Origin of the sequence: Bacteroides luti, assembly GCF_900128905.1 — a bacterium.
Lineage (GTDB): Bacteria > Bacteroidota > Bacteroidia > Bacteroidales > Bacteroidaceae > Bacteroides > Bacteroides luti.
Window position 1 is genome coordinate 119,044 of record NZ_FQTV01000002.1, and the last position, 22,384, is coordinate 141,427.

Below are 22,384 nucleotides of genomic sequence, written 5' to 3' on the forward strand. Positions count from 1 at the left end.
GGATATTTCAATGAAACGACAGTATATTTACAGATTCCTATGCGTTATCTTGTTAATGCTACCTGCTTCGTGTAGTGAATTTCTGAAAGAAGATCCGCGTGACAGACTTTCTGAAGAAGAAGCTTATAAAACATTGGCAGATGTTTATCTCAATAGTGTGGCTTCATTGTATACGTATGTAGGCGGATATAGTGACAGTCAAGGGTTGCAAGGTACAGGACGAGGCGTTTATGACCTGAATACATTTACTACAGATGAGGCTATTATGCCCACTCGTGGTGGTGACTGGTATGACGGAGGTTTTTGGCAAGGCTTGTTCTTGCATAAATGGGGAACGGATAATGACGCAATTCAGGCAACGTGGGAGTATCTCTATAAAGTGGTGAATCTTTGTAATAAGTCTTTGGAGAAAATAGATTCTTTTGCTGAAACACATTCGAATGCAGAGCTACCGGTCTACAGAGCTGAAGTACGCGCTATGCGTGCTATGTATTATTATTATCTGATGGATTTGTTTGGAAGAGTTCCATTGGTACTGTCTTCTTCAACTCCTATGAAAGAAGTCGTTCAAAAAGAGCGGAAAGAAATATTCGAATTTGTGGTGAAGGAATTGCAGACGGTTGAGTCTCTATTGGCTGAAGAACGGAGTAATCAGCCAGGAGATTATTATGGACGTCTCACTCGTCCGGTGATTTATTTCTTACTGGCAAAGCTAGCCTTAAATGCTGAAATTTATACGGATAATAACTGGACTGATGGTATACATCCTAACGGAAAATCTATTTATTTTGAGGTGGATGGTAATCGTTTAAATTCCTGGCAAACTACAATAGCTTATTGTAACAAGATTACTGTAGCGGGGTATCAGCTCGAACCACAATACGAACGTAACTTTGCTGTTTTTAATGAATCATCAGAGGAGAATATATTCACTATTCCAATGAACAAAACAATGTACACCAATCAGATGCAATATCTTTTTCGTTCACGTCATTACAATCATGCAAAAGCTTATGGGCTGGGAGGTGAGAATGGCTCGAGTGCTACAATAGAAATACTTAATACATTTGGTTATGGTACAAATGATGTAGACCCTCGCTTTGATAAATGTTATTTTGCTGGAATTGTGTATGATTTAAAAGGGAATGTTGTAGCATTGGATAATGGAATAGTTTTAGAGTACTTTCCCTGGAAAGTGCTATTGGATGTTTCAAATACTCCTTATGAAAAGACAGCGGGAGCACGTATGAAGAAGTATGAAGTTGATGTTACAGCTACGAAAGACGGTAAGTTAATGGAAAATGATATTGTGCTGTTTCGCTATGCCGATGTATTACTAATGAAGAGCGAAGCTAAAGTTCGTAACGGTGAAAATGGTGATGCAGAATTGAATGAAGTTCGTTACCGCGTTGGCGCATCTGCCAGGGAAGCAACATTAGAAAATCTGTTAGCCGAAAGACAACTTGAACTAGCTTGGGAAGGATGGAGGCGACAAGACCTGATACGTTTTGGACAGTTTACCCGTGCATATAGTAGTCGTCCGCAACTCCCAAACGAACAAAATGGATATACTACTGTATTTCCTATACCTGAGAAAATAATAGGGATGAATCCGCTACTGATTCAGAATGCCGGGTATTGAAAGAAAATGCTCAATTCTAAAAATGCTTTCAAAAAAGTGTCTGGTCATTTCTGCTAAACAGACTTGAGACTTTACCCAAAACCTCAAGTCTGTTTTTTTATATTCAAAGAATTAGTGATAGGAGTGATAGCAATTATCACTATTTTGAACACTCTATAGGGGGGCAGGGGCATCCTATAGAGTGCCACTACCCCCTCTAATAAAGTTCAAAATATGTATTTTCCCTATCACTCCTATCACTAATTCTTTGAATAGGGGGTCATCTTTTTCTGTAATATTGAAAAAATAGTTTCATCCCTCACTTCCTCACTTTTTTATCCAATAGACTAAAAAACAACTAATTACGCGGTGATGGATTGATTTCTACCCTCACCAAACCATCACCAAAAGGCATGAACCCTCACCTTTTTGAGTACAATCTGCAAATTTCAGACTTAATACGTCTTGAGCAATAATATAGGTTGAGTTTGATCATTTTTTGAATAAAAATAGCTCGAAATAATATACTGTATTTAAATATTTTACAGAAAAAAGTGATGGAGTGATGGTTGATTTTCGTTTTTCTGTAAGATAGTGTAAAAGTGCAATGCAAAAAACATCCCGCCTGTCTTTTTAAAAACGTAACCGGATGTTGAACAAAGTCCCGCCAGCTTTTTCAAAAACCTGGCGGGATGTTTTCAATTATTCGCCAATGGATGTCCTTTCCTGGATTGAGTTTACAGTTTCTGTGGTTATTACTAGAACTGATTTACAATATTTTTCTTATTCCTAAGCCGGCTTGGCATTAAATATTTTATTTCAAAATTCGGTTTACATTATTTCAATGGGTAATGTAGACCGGAAGTATTGTTGAGTTATAAGAACCTATTCTTCTATGATGTTTGTGAACTCTTTCCAACCTTCTGCGTTTTTGTATGCTTTGGAAGAGCCTTTAGGAACATATAATTTTAACCTGTTTTTATACTTATCAAAGACTGAAGAATTTATTATTGGTGGATTCTGCGCTTTGCAATGTACTTCTGATAACCTTTCACAATCTTTCAAAGCTCGTTCACCAATAGAAATGACTCTATTGGGTATCGTTATTGAAGTTAAACTGGAGCAATGCCAAAATGCACTTTCTCCAATAGATGTAACGCTTTCAGGTATTGTTACGGTAGTTAATTCTGGGCAATATGAAAATGCATCTCTACAAATAGTAGACACGTTATTGCCTATATTTACTGATTTTAATCCAGTGCAAAGATTGAAAGTTCCCACACCTATTGCTATTGTATTTCGTGGAAGAATTATTGAATTCAATTGTTCTAAATCATAGAACATATAATCTGAAACACAATTATTTTCTGTCCCATCGTACTTTTGCCAAATGTAAGGAATTCCACCAGCTACAATGTTAACATCCTCCAAGTTAAGTTTAATAAGTTTCCCATTTGTCATGTCGCAGTATTCTCCTCCTCCAGTCATTTCACGAATGTATTTAATATCAGTACCATTTATATTACCTGATAATATCAGTTCTTCAATTAAGTATTTATCTTTAGATGGTATTAATGTAGACAATGTTCCTGCTTTCTCAATATGAATTGTTCTAGAAACAATCTGGGCTTGTGAACTGAAACTCAAAAACTGCCACATTAGTAATTGTAAAAGTATTATAATGTAAAATCGTTTCATATAATTATTTATTTCATTTTAAACTAAGCCTCAGTTTATTCTTCTATGATTCTAGCAAATTCATTCCATTCTTCTGTGTACTTATAATTAGATAAGCATCGATAGTGTTATATATAGGTTTTTGCGACTTAATATAAATAACAAAGGATAGCTACAAATATGATTCCCTGTAATGCATCATAAAATGTATTTTGTCATTTATCTATGTCCTTCTTTTATAATTGACACAAATATAGAAAATAAGGTTTGTTTAAAAGAATAAATCCCAACAAATCTCAAAATGTTTCTTTATTTATGGAAGATGAAGATAGCTTTATGCTATTAGGTAACCTAGTAATTTATAAACATAATTTTACAGCTGTAAATAGATAAGGAAAGCGGCAGTCTTAATTGTCTAAACTAATGCAAATGAAAATAGGCAATCATTTGATGAATAGCATAGATATAATAAATCCCCATAAATCAATGATTTACGGGGATTTTAATATAGTTGATAGCTTAAATTACTTAGCCAAAGCAGTAGCGATATCTACAGCTACAGCAACTGTACAACCTACCATTGGGTTGTTACCAATTCCTAAGAATCCCATCATTTCTACGTGAGCAGGAACTGATGAAGAACCAGCGAACTGAGCGTCAGAGTGCATACGACCCATAGTATCTGTCATACCATAAGAAGCAGGACCTGCAGCCATGTTGTCTGGGTGAAGTGTACGACCTGTACCACCACCAGAAGCTACTGAGAAATAGGGTTTACCAGCTAATACACGTTCTTTCTTGTATGTACCTGCAACTGGGTGTTGGAAACGAGTTGGGTTAGTAGAGTTACCAGTGATTGATACATCTACGCCTTCTTTCCACATAATAGCTACACCTTCGCGAACATCATCAGCACCGTAGCATTTTACTTTAGCACGAGGACCGTCAGAGTAAGCGATTTCGCGAACTACATTCAATTCACCTGTATAGTAGTCAAACTGAGTTTGAACATATGTAAATCCATTGATACGTGAAATGATCTGAGCGGCGTCTTTTCCAAGACCGTTCAAGATACAACGTAATGGTTCTTTACGTACTTTGTCTGCTTTAGCAGCAATTTTGATTGCACCTTCAGCAGCTGCGAATGATTCGTGTCCAGCAAGGAATGCGAAACATTTAGTTTCTTCACGAAGCAACATAGCAGCAAGGTTACCGTGACCGATACCAACCAAACGGTCGTCAGCTACAGAACCTGGGATACAGAAAGCTTGCAAACCGATACCGATAGCTTCGGCAGCTTCAGCAGCATTTTTACAACCTTTTTTGATAGCGATAGCAGCACCTACAACGTAAGCCCATTTTGCATTTTCAAAACAGATAGGTTGAGTTTCTTCACAAGTCATATAAGGATCAATCCCCGCAGCATCGCAAATTGCGTTAGCTTCTTCAATGTCTTTGATGCCGTTAGCGTTCAAAGCTTCAATGATGCCTTTGATACGACGGTCTTGACTTTCAAATTTTACTTCTCTAATCATAGTTTCTTTTCCTCCTTATATTATTCGTGACGTGGATCAATGTGTTTAACAGCTCCCTGTTCAGCAGTAAAGCGTCCGTATGTTCCGGTTACTTTCTTCAAAGCATCGTTAGCATCAGTTCCCTTTTTGATTTCGTCCATGAATTTACCCATGTGAACGAATTCGTATCCGCAAATCTCATCGTTCTTATCAAGAGCGATAGTCTTGATGTAACCTTCTGCCATTTCAAGGTAACGAGGACCTTTAGCTAAAGTTCCGTAAAGAGTACCTACCTGACTGCGAAGACCTTTACCTAAATCTTCAAGACCTGCACCAATAATCAAACCACCTTCAGAGAAAGCTGATTGTGTACGTCCATAAACAATTTGAAGGAAAAGTTCACGCATTGCTGTGTTGATAGCATCACATACAAGGTCTGTGTTCAAAGCTTCAAGGATAGTTTTTCCTGGAAGAATTTCTGCTGCCATAGCTGCTGAGTGAGTCATACCAGAACAACCAATAGTTTCAACTAAAGCTTCCTGAATAACACCTTGCTTAACGTTAAGGGTTAACTTACAAGCACCTTGTTGTGGAGCACACCAACCAACACCATGTGTTAAACCTGAGATGTCTACAATTTCTTTTGATTTTACCCATTTGCCTTCTTCTGGTATGGGAGCTGGTCCGTGATTTGGACCTTTTTGTACAACACACATGTGTTCTACTTCGTGTGAATAAGTCATATTAGCTCTTTTTTACGTATTAAATAAAAAACTCGTAACCTCGATTTTTTCAAATCGACCGCAAAGTTAGTTTTTTTATTCTTTTTAGCAAGGTCTGAATAATTACTTTTTTGTGAATTTAGAATAAATAGATTAGATTCTTTAAGCTTTTGTAATGTGGAGGTTACATTTATATCAATGGAGAGTATAATGATAAAATCAGACTATATTTTATAGCACAATTTTTATGAATTCTGAGGTGATAATTCTGTGAACCAGATGTCGATGAAAAATATATTTTAATCTATTTTCTTGGATTATTTTCTTAATAATATGTATCTTTGACAACTGTTATAAACTTAAATATATGCCTACAACAATTGAAATTTCAGATTCTGCTCTAAAAGAAGCTGCATCACTTGGAATGGATGAATTTATCAAAGTGTTTACCGATAAGTATTTAGATATTCTTGGAGGAAATCTAAATGCTGAAAAAATGGGGCTGCTCAATGGGGCTCAGCACTCGGTATTAGCTTATCATTTTTTTAGAGAAGAAGTGATGGAAGGGGGATTTGTGCAACTTATTCAAAATGGATATGGAGGATATATATTTGATAATCCGTTTGCCAAATCTATGAGATTGTTTGGCGCTGAAGATTTTTCTAAGTTGATTTATAAAGCTAAGAAAATATACGATGCTCATAAAGAAGATCTTGAAAAGGAGAGAAGTGAAGACGATTTTATGGCTATGTATGAACAATATGAAGAGTTTGATGATCTTGAAGAGGAATTCCTTGAAAATGAGGAAGAAATAACTTCTATTATAGCAGGGTATATTGATGAGCATTTAGAAGAATTTGCGAATATAAAATAATACGATGCAGTATTTGGGTAAAAGTCTGCGTTTTCTTATAAATCTTAATATATTTTATATTCAAATTAAAAAACACGAGAAATGAAAAAATTAAAATTATTTGTTTTAAGCTTTACATTATTGATGATACCTTTCTTGTCATCATGTATTGACAGTGGTAGTGATGATACATCTTCTAAACCTTATTATGTCTTTGCCCGGGTAGTAAATTCTATGGGGACATATCTGATAGCTGATAGCGGAGAAACACTTATTCCTACTTCGGCATCTCTTTCATCATTAGCTTCAAAAGGACTTAAAATTGATGCAATAGATAAGGCGTATATTGCGTATACTCTGGTTGATCCGAGTCAAGTGACAGCACAAGCGTCAAAAGATCCAAGTGATAGGACATATAATATTGAATTGACTTATATTGCATCTATTGACCGTAAAGTGGCATTTGTAACAAAAGGATCTGCTAATGATTCTATTTCCACTGATCCTATATTGCAACTCGATTTAATGACACAAACTAGTCAGTTATATATAAATAAAGGGTATTTAATAATTGCTCCAAGTTACTATTTCTATAGTAAAACTCATTATTTCACCATGTTTAATTATACAGATCAATCATTCCAGGCAGTAAGCGATCCTACTAAACCGGATGTGTTGAATCTGTATCTAAGTCATAATGATAATTCAGATAATAAACTCAATGGATACCTTTCATCTAATGTAGCTGGTAGTTATCCATTTTTGTATTTTATGTCATTTAATATAAACAGTATTCTGAATAGTTTGCCAACAACCAAAAGTAAGATTACTATAAATGTGAATATCGTTAAGGACGAGGGTACCACATTTAATAAAGTGTATTCTACGGAATATGATATATAATAATTTATAATATAGAATTGAATTACAATAATTTGTTTAAAAAAGTTATGTTATTGATTTCCTCCCCTGCCAAGGCATGGGAGGAAATTAGTTTAGAAGAGGATAAACGAAAGGGCTTGGCTACCTTTGTTTATCCTATGATTGGTTTATGTGGTATGGCTGTTTTTGCTAGTGTGTTTTTGTATAACATAGGAAGTGAAGACCTTACCAAAAATCAACTTTTTCAATTAGCCATGACTAAGTGTTGTGGAGTTTTTGTTGCCTTGTTTATTGGGTATTTTCTTGCAGCTAAGACTGTTAGCAAAATGGCACGTAGCATGTTTGGTGTAGATTGTGATTTAGCAAAAGCAGAACAAATTGTGGGATACGCAATGGTTGTTCCCTTTGTCTTGAAGATTATAGTAGAGATTGTTCCTGCTTTTTTAATTCTAAAATTGATTTTTCAGTTTTATATTATTTATATAATTTGGGAAGGTGCAAGGGTGCTGCTAAAGATGAATGAGAACAAAAGTACATGGTTTTCTATTTTTTCTTCTTTAGTGATAATTTTTTGCCCTATTATTATAGAACTAATTTTTAATAAACTAACTGTTGTACTAAACTGATTATATGAAACAAGCTCCCGTAAATATAAAAAATAAGCGTGCCACTTTCGATTATGAGATAACAGATACGTTTACTGCCGGTATAGTACTTACTGGTACCGAAATTAAATCTATCCGTCTGGGTAAAGCCAGTCTGGTAGATACTTTTTGTTTTTTTGCCCGCGAGGAACTTTGGGTAAAGAATATGCATATTGCTGAATATTTTTATGGTTCCTATAATAATCATGTCGCCCGACGTGATCGTAAATTATTACTAAATAGCAAAGAATTAAGGAAACTGGAGAGAGCAACAAAAGAAACTGGGTTTACGATTGTTCCTCTTCGGATGTTTATAAATGAAAAAGGATTGGCTAAAGTTGTGATAGCTTTGGCAAAAGGAAAGAAACAATATGATAAGCGTCAGTCACTAAGAGAAAAAGATGATAAGCGCGATATGGACAGAATGTTTAAAAAGTAAGAATGAGAGACTTCCCTAAACGTTTGCTGAAATGCGTTAAAGATGCACTGCCAAAAGCTGGTAAAATAAGTCTGTGGTTATTGAAGATAATACTCCCAGTATCGCTTTTTGTCCGCTTTTTGCAATATTCCGGAGCTTTAAGCTATTTTGCTGAGTTCCTTAACCCATTATTCAATCTGATAGGGCTGCCGGGTGAAACTGCTATTGTTTTCCTGACTAGCATTTTCTTGCCGTTGTATGCTTCAATAGCTGTAATGACATCTCTGACTATTACATTGAGAGAGGCTACAATTCTTACGCTGATGTGTCTTCTCTCACATAATTTGCTAGTGGAAAGTGCTGTTCAGAAGAAAACCGGTTCTTCTTTTTGGTGGATGACAACTCTTCGTATTCTGATGTCTATTGTGGTGGCTTTTGTTTTGAATAAGATAATGCCTGCTTCGACTGTCCATTTTGAGGTTGTTACTCAACCAGAAGTATTTTCTTCTGTAGGTGAAGTATTCAGTGCATGGTTTAATACATCTGTTACGTTGATTATCACAATATTGCTTATTGTCTCTGTATTAATGATATTGCAAAAGTTATTAGAGGAGTATAAGTTATTTGATACCATATCACGTCCATTACGCCCGTTTATGAAATTCTTCGGAATGCCGGAGAAGGCTTCTTTTTTATGGATTGTGGGGAATGTTGTAGGTCTGGCTTATGGTGGCGCAATAATGATAGATCAAATAGATAATGGTATGCTTTCCAGAAATGACGTAAATGTGCTTAATCATCACTTAGCCATATCTCACTCTTTGTTGGAGGATACACTCTTATTTGTAGCATTAGGCATCGGTTTTTGGTGGATAGTACTAACCCGTATGGGATTTGCTTTTGTGGTAGTGTGGTGTTTCCGATTGAAAAATTATGTGTTTATAAACAAGTTGCATTCTAATGCTGTTTAAATAAAACCTGAACAGCTTAAAAATAAATTATATATAATGAAACCAACCATTCAACAGTTAGTTTCCGAGCGCATCCTTATATTGGATGGAGCTATGGGTACAATGATTCAGCAGTATAATTTGAGAGAAGAGGATTTTCGTAATGAACGCTTTGCGAATATCCCTGGTCAGATGAAGGGGAATAATGATTTGTTATGCCTTACTCGTCCGGATGTTATCCGTGATATACATCGTAAGTACCTGGAAGCTGGTGCTGATATCATTGAAACAAATACATTCAGTTCTACAACTGTTTCTATGGCCGATTATCATGTGCAGGATTATGTGCGTGAGATAAACCTTGCTGCTGTAAAAATTGCCCGTGAAGTAGCAGATGAATATACCCGGATGAATCCTGATAAGCCCAGATTTGTAGCAGGATCTGTTGGTCCTACTAATAAGACTTGCTCGATGTCTCCTGATGTAAATAATCCGGCTTTTCGTGCTTTGTCGTATGATGAACTGGCTACTGCATATCAGGAACAGATGGAGGCGCTGATAGATGGAGGTGTAGATGCGATTCTTATCGAGACTATCTTTGATACACTGAATGCTAAAGCTGCAATTTTTGCAGCTGAAACTGCGATGGAAGTTAAAGGAGTACAACTACCAATAATGCTTTCTGTTACAGTAGCAGATATTAGTGGACGAACTCTTTCCGGACAGACTTTGGATGCTTTCCTGGCTTCTGTTCAACATGCACCTATTTTCTCTGTAGGTTTGAACTGCTCTTTCGGAGCTAAACAACTAAAACCTTTTCTTGAAGGCTTAGCATCTCGTGCTCCTTATTATATAAGTGCATATCCTAATGCCGGTCTTCCTAATAGCTTGGGTAAATATGATCAGACTCCGGCCGAAATGGCTGCTCAGGTTAAAGAGTATATTGATGAAAAATTGATCAATATTATTGGTGGATGTTGCGGAACAACCAATGAATATATTGCTGAATATGTTGCTTTAGTTCAAGGTCAAACTCCTCATAAACCGCAATCAAATCCAGATTGTATGTGGCTTTCAGGATTGGAATTGCTGGAAGTGAAACCAGAAATTAATTTTGTGAATGTAGGTGAAAGATGTAATGTGGCTGGTTCACGTAAATTCCTTCGACTCATTCAAGAAAAAAAATATGATGAAGCTCTTACTATTGCTCGCGGGCAAGTGGAAGATGGTGCTTTAATTATTGACGTAAACATGGATGAAGGGTTACTGGAGGCAAAAGAGGAAATGACTACATTCCTTAACCTGATAGCTTCTGAACCTGAGATATCTCGTGTACCTGTAATGATAGATTCTTCAAAATGGGAAGTTATTATTGCCGGACTTAAATGTTTGCAAGGAAAATCTATTGTGAATTCTATTTCACTGAAAGAAGGCGAAGAAGTCTTTCTTGAACATGCACGAACTGTAAAGAAATATGGTGCGGCTGTTGTAGTAATGGCTTTTGATGAGAAAGGACAGGCTGATACATGTGCCCGTAAAATTGAAGTTTGCGAACGCGCATATAGACTGTTGGTGGACAAAGTTAAGTTTAATCCTCATGATATAATTTTCGACCCCAATGTTTTGGCAATTGCTACCGGTATGGAAGAACATAACAATTATGCTGTAGATTTTATTAATGCTACAGCATGGATAAAGAAGAATCTTCCAGGTGCACATATTAGTGGAGGGGTAAGTAATCTTTCTTTCTCTTTCAGAGGAAATAACTATATACGTGAAGCTATGCATGCCGTTTTTCTTTATCATGCTATTCAGCAAGGTATGGATATGGGTATTGTTAACCCTGCAACAGCAGTTATGTATACTGATATAGAACCAGATTTACTTGTGAAGATTGAAGATGTGGTTCTTAACCGACGTCCGGATGCAGCAGAAATTCTAATTGAAACGGCTGAAAGTTTAAAAGCTTCAAAGGAAGATACTCAAACAGCTGTTAAGCGTGATGCATGGCGAGATGAGAATGTAACCGAAAGATTAAAATATGCTTTGGTAAAAGGAATAGGCGAATATCTGGAAGAAGATCTCGCTGAGATTATTCCACTCTACAATAAGGCTGTTGATATTATTGAGGGACCTTTAATGGAAGGTATGAATATAGTAGGTGATCTTTTTGGTGCCGGTAAAATGTTCTTGCCTCAGGTAGTGAAAACTGCACGTACAATGAAAAAGGCAGTTGCTATACTTCAACCATTAATTGAAGCTGAAAAAACAGAAGGATCTTCTTCTGCTGGCAAGATGCTTATTGCTACAGTAAAAGGTGATGTTCACGATATTGGAAAGAATATTGTATCTGTAGTAATGGCATGTAATAACTTTGAAGTTATTGATCTGGGTGTAATGGTTCCTACTGAAACGATAGTACAGCGTGCAATAGAAGAAAAACCTGATTTTATAGGATTGAGTGGATTGATTACTCCTTCATTGGAAGAAATGGTTCATGTGGCTTCTGAACTACAGAAAGCTGGCTTGGATATTCCTTTGATGATTGGTGGAGCAACGACATCTAAATTGCATACGGCATTAAAAATAGCTCCTGTTTACAGTGGTATTGTGGCTCATATGAAAGATGCTGCTCAAAATGCAACAGTGGCTTCACGTTTGCTTAATCCTGAAGCAAAAGAAAAATTTGCAGCAGAACTCAATAAAGAATATGAATCTCTTCGTCTGAAAAATGCAGATAAGAAGGTTGATACTGTTTCTATTGAGGAAGCACAAACTAATAAACTGAATTTGTTTTAATTTAGAAACAAAGTATAGTTATGAGCATTTTTTATTATTCGTCTCCAGTAGGTATTCTTGAGATTAAATCTACAGAAAGCCACATTACTCAGTTATTATTTAAAGAATCTGCAAAGACTTCTTCAGAGAATATACCAGCAGTGATGAAAGAGTGTATTCGTCAGCTTGATGAATATTTTTCAGGGAACCGGAAAGATTTTACTTTGCCTTTAGCTCCTGAAGGTACAACTTTTCAGTGCTCTGTATGGAAAGCTTTGCAAACCATTCCTTATGGACAAACTATCAGTTATAAAGAGCTTGCGGAACGAGTAGAACATCCTAAGGCTTGTCGGGCTGTTGGAACTGCAAATGGACGAAATCCAATTGTAATAATTATTCCATGTCATAGAGTGATTGCAGCCAATGGTACTTTGGGAGGGTATGCTGGAGGATTAGATATAAAAACTATATTGCTTAAACTCGAAGGTATTGACCGGTTTTAGATAATTATTTATATATTTGGTCGTAAAGATTGCCTTTATTATATAAAATATTGATTTTCAAGTAAATCATATCTTTTTAATATTATTTAGAGGGATATAATTCTATTTTATTTTTATAAATAGAATTATATCCCTCTTTTATTTATTAAATATAATTAGAAATATAGCATAAGATACTTATATTAATAAAATAATATATATATTTGCGCTAAGTTTATATAATATATTTAATAATACAATGAACAACCTGTTTGAGATAGCTACTCATTTTAAAATTGATGGAGATATGCATCAAATACTTCCACTAGGAAACGGCCTGATAAATGATTCATATAAAATAGAAACAACCGAAAAAAAGCATCCAGATTATGTTCTTCAAAGAATTAATCATGCAATATTTCAGGATGTTGAAATGTTGCAGAGGAATATATTTATAGTAACATCATATATCCGAAAAAAACTGGAACAGGCAAATGAAACAGATTTGGATCGTAAGGTTATTACACTTGTTCCTGCCAAAGATGATAAGCTTTATTACTTTGATGGTAATAGCTATTGGAGGGTAATGATTTTTATTGCCAATGCTATAACTCGTGAAACAGTTGATGCTGCAAATTCGTATACAGCTGGTATTGCTTTCGGTAATTTTCAGTCAATGCTTGCTGATATTCCAGATAAACTTGGTGAAACTATTCCAGATTTTCATAATATGGAATTTCGTTTGAGGCAACTTCATGAGGCTATTGAAAAGAATGCAGCTGGTCGTTTGTTGAAAGTTCAATGTTTGATTGACGAAATAGAAAAACGTGCCAATGAGATGTGTAAAGCTGAACGTTGGTATAGAGAAGGTAAACTACCTAAAAGGGTTTGCCATTGCGATACCAAAGTAAACAACATGATGTTTGATCAGGATGGAAATGTACTTTGTGTTATTGATTTGGATACGGTTATGCCAAGCTTTATATTTTCTGATTATGGCGATTTTCTTCGTTCTGCTGCAAACACTGGTGACGAAGACGATAAGAATCTTGAGAATGTGAACTTTAATATGGAAATTTTTAAAGCATTTACAAAAGGATATTTAGAATCTGCTCGTTCATTCCTTCTTCCTGTTGAAATAGAGAATCTTCCATATGCGGCAGCTTTATTTCCTTATATGCAATTAGTTCGTTTTCTTGCAGATTATATTAATGGTGATACTTATTATAAAATTCAATATCCGGAACATAATTTAGTACGCTCAAATGCACAGTTTAAATTACTTCAAAGCATTGAAAGTCAATTCCCGGAAATGCAGCAATTTATATCTGACTGCTTATAAACATGAAACTTAACTCTCTTACATAAACAATTCTAACAGATCTAACAAATTTAAACAAACGAAAAGGGATAATCTGAGATAGATTATCCTTTTTTTATGAGATCAATGTTTTATTTTTTTCTTATATACCTGATAGCGGGAGTTTATGTCACGAACAAAATTAAATGTTTCTCTTCCACGAAAATAGCCATTCTTACATACAGGATCTGTGAAATACTCTTCGTTACTTTTTAAAAGAATAAAGTGCTCCACATTGTTATACCACACCAACTTGTTTTTTCCATATTTGTCAGCCAGAGCCATAGCGTCATAAATATGTCCTAATCCTGCATTATAAGCAGCTAGAATAAAATTTCGCCGTTCTTTTTTATCGGCTATCATGCTAAAGCTTTTGTTAATAGAAGCAATATATTTAACCGCAGCCTTTACGCTTAATTCTGGATTTTCTTCTTCTCCAGATGATAATCCCATGGCTCTCGCAGTGACAGGCATCAGTTGCATTAATCCTTTTGCTCCCGCCCATGACACAGCTTTTGGGTCAAAATTCGATTCATTATAAGCAAGTGAAGCAAGGAGTCGCCAATCCCAGTCTATTTCTTTCGAGTATTTCTTGAAAAAATTGTCATAAAGAGAAATTTTACCGTGTTTTAAGGATAAAATAGGAGAGTGGACTGTTGTTTTCAGTAATTCGAAATATCGTTTTGTACTGGCTGTATAATCTGGAGAGGTAATATTGTTTTTATACCATTCGTTTGCAGCTTTAGCAAGTTGCGTACATTCTTGTCTTACAGCCCATGATGCCCGTTGGTCAAAACTAACAGATAGTTTAATATTGATATTGGGATAGTAAGTTGCATTTAATTTGGCAAGGTCATCATCACATACCGTATATTGAATCTTACCTTCAGCAACCTGGGTTATCAAGTCTTCTACAGAAACGCTGTCGCTTTCTACCTTATGAATCTTGATTCCACCACCTAATTCTTTGTCTAGGTTAACTAAACGGTCGTAGTATTTTCCTGGTTTTACATAAACATCTTTTCCAATCAGTTGAGTAACATCTGTAAGAAGCTCCGATTTAGATTTATTTTGTTGAACAACTACCTGGTGAGTGATAACTTCTAGTCCGCAATAAGTCAGACTGTCTTTCATTTTTTTTGTTACTGGTAAATTGTAGGCAATCATATCTCCTTCGCCCTTTTTCAATTTATGTACCAGTTCGGGAATATTTTTAGCTACCTCAACTCGTAACTTTAATCCAAGCGAGCGCGCAAATTGTTCACTTAGTTCGTATTGATATCCCATCTCCTGTCCTCGGTAAATAAAGTAAGATGTAGAACTGTAAAGAGTTAGAACTACCAGTTCACCACTATCTTTTATTTGAGGAAGATCGTAAACGCTCTTCTCTTTCTGGCCTGTTTGTGTATTCTTACAGGCAAGTAACGACATGGTTATCAGGAAGAAAAGTAGTATTTTACGCATATGTTTTATTCTCTATTTTTCCAGATCGAGATTTTTTTCGATAAACATGGTCAATATATCAATAGCAACCTGATTGTTTCCACCTTGAGGAATAATTAAGTCGGCATATCTTTTTGTTGGTTCAATAAATTGCTGATGCATAGGTTTTAATACACGAGTATATCTTTCCATTACCATTTCAGCTGTACGTCCACGTTCTACAATATCGCGGTTTATTACACGTATCAGTCGCTCATCGGGATCAGCATCAACAAACACTTTCAGGTCCATTAAATCTCGTAACTTCTTGTCGCTTAAGGCTAAAATACCTTCTACAATAATAACATCCCGAGGTTCAATGTGAATTGTTTCCGGCTGACGGGTGCAAGTCAGGTAAGAGTAAGTTGGCTGTTCTATACTTTCTCCTTTTTTTAGTAACTGGATATGCTTTGATAGCAAATCCCATTCAAAAGAATCCGGATGATCGAAGTTGATAAATTGTCTTTTTTCAACAGGGACATTGCTACTGTCTTTGTAGTAAGAGTCCTGAGGTAGTAAGACTACTTCATCTTTTGGAAGACTATCAAAAATTTTACGAACAACGGTTGTTTTGCCGGAACCTGTTCCACCAGCTATACCTATTATTAACATGGTTTAATATTGATTTTTAAAACAAATAACTTACTTTTGCTAAGAATTCATTATAATTGAATTTATATACAAAAATAGAATAAATTAATTAATAAAACAAAGTATGGTACGACACATTGTATTATTCCAATTAAAAAAGATGGAATCAGAGAGTGCAAAACTTGAAGTAATGAATGCATTTAAAAACGCTATAGAAGCTTTACCTAAAGATATTGATGTAATCCGTAAAATTGAAGTAAAATTTAATATGAATCCAGCTGAAACTTACGATATTGCTTTGAATAGTGAATTTGATTCATTGGAGGATGTAAGTTACTATGCAAAACATCCTTTACACGTTGCAGCTGGAAAGATATTGGCTGACGTTAAAGAAAGCCGTGCATGTGTTGACTATGAGTTTTAGTCGTGAACAAAGGTTATTAGAATGAAGAAAATACAATTAATATTTTTCTTGCTATTATTATTGGCAAGCAATATTTCTGCTCAGATTCAAGATCCGGTTAGCTTTAAAACAGAGCTAAAAACGATCAATGATACTGAAGCTGAAATCCGATTTACGGCATCTATTGATAAAGGGTGGCATGTTTACTCAGTAAATCTTCCTTCTGGAGGACCTATATCGGCAACGTTTAATGTAGAAAAAATAGAAGGAGCAAAGCTGATAGGAAAACTTACTCCTCTTAGCAAAGAAATAGAGAAGTTTGATAAAGTTTTTGAGATGAAATTGCGCTATTTTGAACATAGTGCTACTTTCTCACAAAAAATAAAAATAACGGGCAGTAGTTATAAAATTAAGGGCTATCTGGAGTATGGTGCATGCGATGATGAAAGTTGCTTGCCACCTACCGAAGTTCCTTTTAATTTTCAGGGTAAGGGTAGTACAAAAGCTGTGGCTGAAGCTGCAAAGGATGAAGAAACATCTTCAAAGACTTTAAAAGAAGAACCTGTTACAGCCTTGGCTGTTGATACTTTGGCTATTGCAAAGACAGATTCTGTTGCATCTACTGACACTGTTGCTAAATCTGATTACTGGAAACCGGTAATTAGTGAACTGCAAAGTTTCGGAGGATCTACAGATCACAAGAACCTCTCCTGGATTTATATTTTTGTGACCGGATTTTTGGGTGGTTTGCTTGCTCTGTTTACGCCGTGTGTGTGGCCAATTATTCCTATGACAGTAAGTTTTTTCCTAAAACGAGCTAAAGACAAGAAAAAAGGAATAAGGGATGCTATATTGTATGGAGTTTCCATCGTGGTAATCTATCTGACTTTGGGGATTGCTGTTACGTTGATTTTTGGAGCAAGTGCATTGAATGCTTTGTCTACAAATGCTATATTTAATATATTGTTCTTCTTGATGCTTGTTGTCTTTGCTGCTTCGTTCTTTGGAGCGTTCGAGATTACACTTCCATCTTCATGGAGTACAAAAGTGGATAGTAAAGCCGAGAGTACAAGTGGACTGCTTAGTATCTTTTTAATGGCATTTACATTGACACTTGTTTCTTTCTCCTGTACAGGACCTATTATAGGATTTTTATTGGTACAAGTCTCTACATCCGGTAGTATTGTTGCCCCTGCAATTGGAATGCTTGGTTTTGCTATAGCATTGGCATTGCCTTTCACTCTTTTTGCATTGTTCCCATCATGGTTGAAGTCAATGCCTCGTTCGGGTGGCTGGATGAATCAGGTTAAAGTTGTTCTTGGATTCCTTGAACTAGCTTTTGCTCTGAAATTCTTCTCTGTAGCCGATCTGGCCTATGGTTGGAGATTGCTTGATCGCGAAACGTTCCTTGCTTTGTGGATTGTAATTTTTGCATTACTGGGATTATATTTATTAGGTAAAATTCGTTTTCCACATGATGATGAAGATACAAAAACATCTGTACCTGCGTTCTTCATGGCTTTGGTTTCTTTGGCTTTTGCTGTATATATGATTCCCGGATTGTGGGGTGCGCCATTAAAAGCTGTCAGCGCATTTGCACCTCCAATGAAAACTCAGGATTTTAATCTGTATACAAAAGAAGTACATGCCAAGTTTGATGATTTTGATGCTGGTATGGAATATGCAAGACAACAAGGTAAACCTGTTATGATTGACTTTACCGGATATGGATGTGTAAACTGTCGTAAGATGGAACTTGCTGTATGGATTGATTCGAAAGTTAGTAGCATTATTGAAAATGACTATGTATTGATCTCTTTGTATGTAGATGATAAAAAACCTCTTCCTTCGCCAATTACTGTAACAGAGAATGGAACAGAAAGAACATTGAGGACTATTGGAGACAAGTGGAGTTATCTGCAAAGAATTAAGTTTGGTTCCAATGCGCAACCTTTCTACGTATTACTGGATAATGAAGGTAAACCGCTCAATAAATCGTATGCTTACGATGAAGATATTGAAAAGTATGTAGAATTCCTGCAAAAAGGTCTCGACAATTACAAAAAATAAAAATGTATTCTATTTAAGATGAAAAAGATAATCAACCCCTGGAATAAAAAGGAAGGATATAATTGTTTTGGTTGTTGTAAGAGCAACGAAAGTGGTGTGAAGATGGATTTCTATGAAGATGGCGATGAAGTTGTCAGCTTTTGGAAACCACAGCCTCAGTTTCAGGGATGGACAAATACTCTTCATGGTGGTATTCAGGCGGTTTTAATGGACGAAATCTGTGCATGGGCAGTGCTTCGTAAACTTCAGACTACCGGCGTTACTACTAATATGCAAACACGGTACATGAAGTCGGTCAATACAAACGACTCTTGTTTAACTTTACGGGCAAGTATTCAGGAAGTTAAGCGTAATATTGTTATTGTAGAGGGACGGCTGTATAATGAAGCAGGCGAACTTTGCACAAAGTCAGTTTGCACCTACTTTACTTTTTCTAAGGAAAAACTGCGTGGAGAAATGCAATTCCTAGGCTGTGAAGTAGAGGAAGAGGATGTAAATCCATTAAATTGTTAGTCTTAAACATCTTTTTGTGATAATTATTTGGAAATCTAAATAGATAGCTTTACATTTGTCGCATAAAACAAAAAACAATATGATCAATACAGTTATACGTCATCATCATCATTTTCCTAACGAATAGTCGGTGGGCGTATAGATTATGTATATATGAAATTAGAAAGGCTTACCGTTTTGGTGAGCCTTTTTTTATTCCTAAATAAATCATTTTAAACAAAATAAACTTATGCTAAGAATTGCCGTACAATCCAAAGGGCGTTTGTTCGAAGAAACAATGGCTCTTTTCGAAGAATCAGACATTAAATTAAGTTCTCACAAGAGATCACTTCTTGTTCAGTCTACTAATTTCCCTGTTGAGGTATTGTACCTTCGTGATGATGATATTCCTCAGGCTGTTGCTACCGGAGTAGCCGACTTAGGTATTGTTGGCGAGAATGAATTCGTAGAGAAGGATGAAGATGCGGAAATCGTTAAGAGATTAGGCTTTAGCAAATGTCGTCTTTCCTTAGCTATGCCTAAAGATATTGAATATCCAGGATTGTCATGGTTTGAAGGTAAGAAGATAGCTACTTCTTATCCGGTAATATTGAAGAACTTCATGAAAGCCAACGGCATTAAAACAGAAATCCATGTAATTAATGGATCTGTGGAAATTGCTCCGGGAATTGGATTGGCAGATGCTATTTTTGATATAGTAAGCTCTGGTTCTACTTTAATCAGTAATCGTCTGAAGGAAGTAGAAGTGGTGATGAAATCGGAAGCTTTACTGATTGGTAATAAGGAAATGTCGGCAGAAAAGAAAGAAGTTCTCGATGAACTTTTGTTCCGCATGGATGCTGTTAAAACTGCAGAAGATAAGAAATATGTGTTGATGAACGCACCAAAAGATAAGTTGAAAGATATTATTGAAGTTCTTCCGGGAATGAAGAGTCCTACTGTTATGCCGCTTGCTCAGGAAGACTGGTGTTCTGTTCACACTGTTCTCGAAGAAAAACGCTTCTGGGAAATTATTGGTAAACTGAAGGCTCTTGGAGCTGAAGGTATTCTTGTATTACCTATTGAAAAGATGATTATTTAATAAGTCTATGAAAATAATTAAATATCCGGGAAAAGAGGACTGGAAAGAAATTCTGAAACGCCCCGCACTCAATACTGAAAGTCTGAACGATACAGTTAAAGGAATTCTTAATCGTGTAAAGACTGAAGGTGATAAAGCAGTGCTCGAATGTGAAGCTACCTTCGATAAAGTACAGCTTGCTAGTCTGGCTGTGAGTGCTGATGAAATAGAAGAAGCCGAAAGTCTGATCAGTGACGATCTGAAAGCAGCTATCATACTTGCAAAAGAAAATATAGAAACCTTTCACTCGGCACAACGTTTTACCGGAAAGAAAGTAGAAACACGTCCGGGTGTAGTTTGCTGGCAGAAAGCGGTGGGAATTGAGAAAGTGGGATTGTATGTTCCGGGCGGAACAGCTCCTTTGTTCTCAACAGTTCTTATGCTTGCAACTCCAGCACGCATTGCCGGATGCAAGGAAATTGTACTTTGTACCCCTCCAAACCGTGAAGGTAAAGTGCATCCAGCTATTTTGTTTGCCGCTAATCTGGCTGGAGTAAATAAAATATTTAAGGCCGGTGGAGTACAGGCAATAGGAGCTATGGCTTATGGTACGGAATCTGTGCCAAAGGTTTATAAAATATTCGGTCCAGGTAATCAATACGTAACAGCAGCCAAACAGCTAGTTTCTTTGCGTGATGTAGCTATTGATATGCCAGCTGGTCCTTCAGAAGTAGAAGTGCTGGCTGATCAATCGGCCAATCCAGCTTTTGTGGCAGCGGATTTATTATCTCAGGCAGAGCACGGAATTGATAGTCAGGCTGTACTTATTACTACTTCCGAAGAACTTATAGAGAAAGTTTGTGCCGAAGTAGAATCTCAACTAGCGCAATTGCCAAGAAAAGAAATTGCTGCAAAATCATTGGATAACAGCAAACTGATTTTGGTTAACGATATGGACGAAGCCATATCAATGACCAATGAATATGCACCTGAGCACCTGATTATTGAAACAGCTAACTATATGGAAGTTGCCGAACAGATTACAAATGCCGGTTCTGTATTCCTTGGATCACTAACTCCTGAAAGTGCAGGCGATTATGCTTCGGGTACTAACCACACCCTTCCAACCAACGGATATGCAAAAGCATACAGTGGAGTAAGTCTTGATAGCTTTATCCGAAAAATTACTTTCCAGGAAATTACCAGTCAGGGTATTCAAACTATTGGTCCGGCTATTGAAACAATGGCAGCCAATGAGCAACTCGATGCTCACAAGAATGCGGTGACAGTAAGGCTTAACAGTTTAAAATAAAAAACAATGAAAGCATTAAAAGAATTAACCCGTCCGAATATATGGGATTTGAAACCCTATTCTTCGGCTCGCGATGAATATAAAGGAGCAGAAGCAACAGTCTTTCTTGATGCAAATGAAAATCCATATAACAATCCGTTTAACCGTTATCCGGATCCATTGCAAAGAGATTTAAAAGAATTGCTAGCTCCGATAAAAGGAGTAAAATCTGAAAATATATTTCTTGGAAATGGTAGTGATGAGGCAATAGATCTTGTTTACAGAGCTTTTTGTGAACCGGAAAAAGATAATGTGGTTGCCATCGATCCTACATACGGAATGTATAAGGTTTGTGCGGATGTGAACAATGTAGATTACCGCAATGTATTATTGGATGAAAACTATCAGTTCTCGGCAGATATGTTGCTTGCAGCTACAGATGAAAGAACTAAACTTATATTTCTCTGCTCACCGAACAACCCAACAGGTAATGACTTGTTGCAATGCGAAATAGAAAAGGTTATCAAAGAATTTGAAGGCTTGGTTATTCTTGACGAGGCCTATAATGATTTCTCTGACAGACCATCATATCTTTCACAATTGGATAAATATCCTAACCTGATTATTCTTCAAACATTCTCTAAAGCATATGGTTGTGCAGCAATTCGTTTAGGAATGGCTTTTGCTTCGAAAGAGATTATTGATATTCTGAACAAGATAAAATACCCTTATAATGTGAATCTGCTTACTCAGCAACAGGCTATGAGTATGTTGAAAGATTATTCTCAGGTAGAGGCTTGGGTAAAAACATTGATTGAAGAGCGGGCTTACCTTGAAAATGAATTTGCAGCATTGGCTTGTACGGAAAAGATATATCCTTCGGATGCAAATTTCTTCCTGGCTAAAGTCTCAGATGCCAAGGCTATTTATAATTATCTTGTTGCAAAAGGTATTATCGTTCGTAACCGTACTTCAATAACGCTTTGCAAAGATTGTTTGCGTGTAACTGTGGGAACCCGAGAGGAAAACAATCAATTACTGGAAGCATTGAAGCAATATAAATAAGAGTTGGC

20 protein-coding genes are annotated in these 22,384 nt (G+C 36.2%); 15 read left to right on the forward strand and 5 right to left on the reverse strand.

Going from position 1 to position 22,384, the window contains the following annotated elements; translation table 11 throughout:
• Positions 1–10: 10 nt before the first annotated feature.
• The gene (locus tag BUC21_RS02305; protein ID WP_073399183.1) at positions 11–1,642 is read left to right on the forward strand and encodes a RagB/SusD family nutrient uptake outer membrane protein; all 1,632 of its coding nucleotides are present in this window, start codon (positions 11–13) and stop codon (positions 1,640–1,642) included.
• 864 nt (positions 1,643–2,506) lie between these two features.
• Here the strand turns inward: BUC21_RS02305 and BUC21_RS02310 are convergent.
• The 3 genes from BUC21_RS02310 to BUC21_RS02320 all read right to left on the reverse strand — a co-directional run bounded on the left by BUC21_RS02310 (position 2,507) and on the right by BUC21_RS02320 (position 5,555).
• Positions 2,507–3,319 (reverse strand): leucine-rich repeat domain-containing protein, encoded by an 813-nt coding sequence (locus BUC21_RS02310; RefSeq protein WP_083547563.1) that lies wholly within the window; start codon positions 3,317–3,319, stop codon positions 2,507–2,509.
• A 503-nt stretch (positions 3,320–3,822) separates the two neighbouring features.
• On the reverse strand, positions 3,823–4,833 hold the full coding sequence (locus tag BUC21_RS02315; protein ID WP_073398911.1) for a GGGtGRT protein: 1,011 nt from the start codon (positions 4,831–4,833) through the stop codon (positions 3,823–3,825).
• A 20-nt stretch (positions 4,834–4,853) separates the two neighbouring features.
• Entirely contained in the window at positions 4,854–5,555 is a 702-nt protein-coding gene (locus tag BUC21_RS02320; protein WP_073398912.1) for an iron-sulfur cluster assembly scaffold protein, read from the reverse strand.
• 346 nt (positions 5,556–5,901) lie between these two features.
• Here BUC21_RS02320 and BUC21_RS02325 point away from each other — a divergent pair, with 346 nt between their 5' ends.
• The 8 genes from BUC21_RS02325 (at position 5,902) to BUC21_RS02360 (ending at position 13,883) form a co-directional block, all read left to right on the forward strand.
• A complete protein-coding gene (locus BUC21_RS02325) occupies positions 5,902–6,408 on the forward strand; it encodes a DMP19 family protein (protein WP_073398913.1) in 507 nt (168 codons plus the stop codon).
• 81 nt (positions 6,409–6,489) lie between these two features.
• A complete protein-coding gene (locus BUC21_RS02330; protein ID WP_073398914.1) occupies positions 6,490–7,290 on the forward strand; it encodes a hypothetical protein in 801 nt (266 codons plus the stop codon).
• A gap of 17 nt (positions 7,291–7,307) precedes the next feature.
• On the forward strand, positions 7,308–7,895 hold the full coding sequence (locus BUC21_RS02335) for a YIP1 family protein (protein WP_073398915.1): 588 nt from the start codon (positions 7,308–7,310) through the stop codon (positions 7,893–7,895).
• Positions 7,896–7,899: 4 nt separating this feature from the next.
• Positions 7,900–8,352 (forward strand): SsrA-binding protein, encoded by a 453-nt coding sequence (gene smpB, locus BUC21_RS02340; RefSeq protein WP_073398916.1) that lies wholly within the window; start codon positions 7,900–7,902, stop codon positions 8,350–8,352.
• A 2-nt stretch (positions 8,353–8,354) separates the two neighbouring features.
• Positions 8,355–9,302 (forward strand): nucleoside recognition domain-containing protein, encoded by a 948-nt coding sequence (locus BUC21_RS02345; RefSeq protein ID WP_073398917.1) that lies wholly within the window; start codon positions 8,355–8,357, stop codon positions 9,300–9,302.
• Positions 9,303–9,338: 36 nt separating this feature from the next.
• Positions 9,339–12,080, forward strand: coding sequence for a methionine synthase (metH, locus tag BUC21_RS02350; RefSeq protein ID WP_073398918.1), 2,742 nt, complete (start codon positions 9,339–9,341; stop codon positions 12,078–12,080).
• Positions 12,081–12,100: 20 nt separating this feature from the next.
• Positions 12,101–12,562 (forward strand): methylated-DNA--[protein]-cysteine S-methyltransferase, encoded by a 462-nt coding sequence (locus BUC21_RS02355; protein WP_073398919.1) that lies wholly within the window; start codon positions 12,101–12,103, stop codon positions 12,560–12,562.
• Positions 12,563–12,800: 238 nt separating this feature from the next.
• Positions 12,801–13,883, forward strand: a complete 1,083-nt coding sequence (locus tag BUC21_RS02360) for a phosphotransferase enzyme family protein (protein WP_073398920.1) — start codon at positions 12,801–12,803, stop codon at positions 13,881–13,883.
• A gap of 102 nt (positions 13,884–13,985) precedes the next feature.
• Here the strand turns inward: BUC21_RS02360 and BUC21_RS02365 are convergent, their stop codons facing one another.
• Both BUC21_RS02365 and udk read right to left on the reverse strand, forming a co-directional pair.
• Entirely contained in the window at positions 13,986–15,332 is a 1,347-nt protein-coding gene (locus BUC21_RS02365; protein WP_245797053.1) for an MltF family protein, read from the reverse strand.
• Positions 15,333–15,377: 45 nt separating this feature from the next.
• Positions 15,378–15,995, reverse strand: a complete 618-nt coding sequence (gene udk / locus BUC21_RS02370; RefSeq protein WP_073398922.1) for a uridine kinase — start codon at positions 15,993–15,995, stop codon at positions 15,378–15,380.
• 103 nt (positions 15,996–16,098) lie between these two features.
• Here udk and BUC21_RS02375 point away from each other — a divergent pair, with 103 nt between their 5' ends.
• The 6 genes from BUC21_RS02375 to hisC all read left to right on the forward strand — a co-directional run bounded on the left by BUC21_RS02375 (position 16,099) and on the right by hisC (position 22,376).
• Positions 16,099–16,398 (forward strand): Dabb family protein, encoded by a 300-nt coding sequence (locus tag BUC21_RS02375; RefSeq protein WP_073398923.1) that lies wholly within the window; start codon positions 16,099–16,101, stop codon positions 16,396–16,398.
• A 21-nt stretch (positions 16,399–16,419) separates the two neighbouring features.
• Positions 16,420–18,447 (forward strand): protein-disulfide reductase DsbD family protein, encoded by a 2,028-nt coding sequence (locus BUC21_RS02380; protein WP_073398924.1) that lies wholly within the window; start codon positions 16,420–16,422, stop codon positions 18,445–18,447.
• 18 nt (positions 18,448–18,465) lie between these two features.
• A complete protein-coding gene (locus tag BUC21_RS02385) occupies positions 18,466–18,960 on the forward strand; it encodes a PaaI family thioesterase (protein WP_073398925.1) in 495 nt (164 codons plus the stop codon).
• A 229-nt stretch (positions 18,961–19,189) separates the two neighbouring features.
• Positions 19,190–20,041 (forward strand): ATP phosphoribosyltransferase, encoded by an 852-nt coding sequence (gene hisG, locus BUC21_RS02390; RefSeq protein ID WP_073398926.1) that lies wholly within the window; start codon positions 19,190–19,192, stop codon positions 20,039–20,041.
• A 7-nt stretch (positions 20,042–20,048) separates the two neighbouring features.
• The gene (gene hisD / locus BUC21_RS02395) at positions 20,049–21,332 is read left to right on the forward strand and encodes a histidinol dehydrogenase (RefSeq protein WP_073398927.1); all 1,284 of its coding nucleotides are present in this window, start codon (positions 20,049–20,051) and stop codon (positions 21,330–21,332) included.
• Between the two features lie 6 nt (positions 21,333–21,338).
• Positions 21,339–22,376 (forward strand): histidinol-phosphate transaminase, encoded by a 1,038-nt coding sequence (hisC, locus tag BUC21_RS02400; RefSeq protein ID WP_073398928.1) that lies wholly within the window; start codon positions 21,339–21,341, stop codon positions 22,374–22,376.
• Positions 22,377–22,384 lie beyond the last annotated feature (8 nt).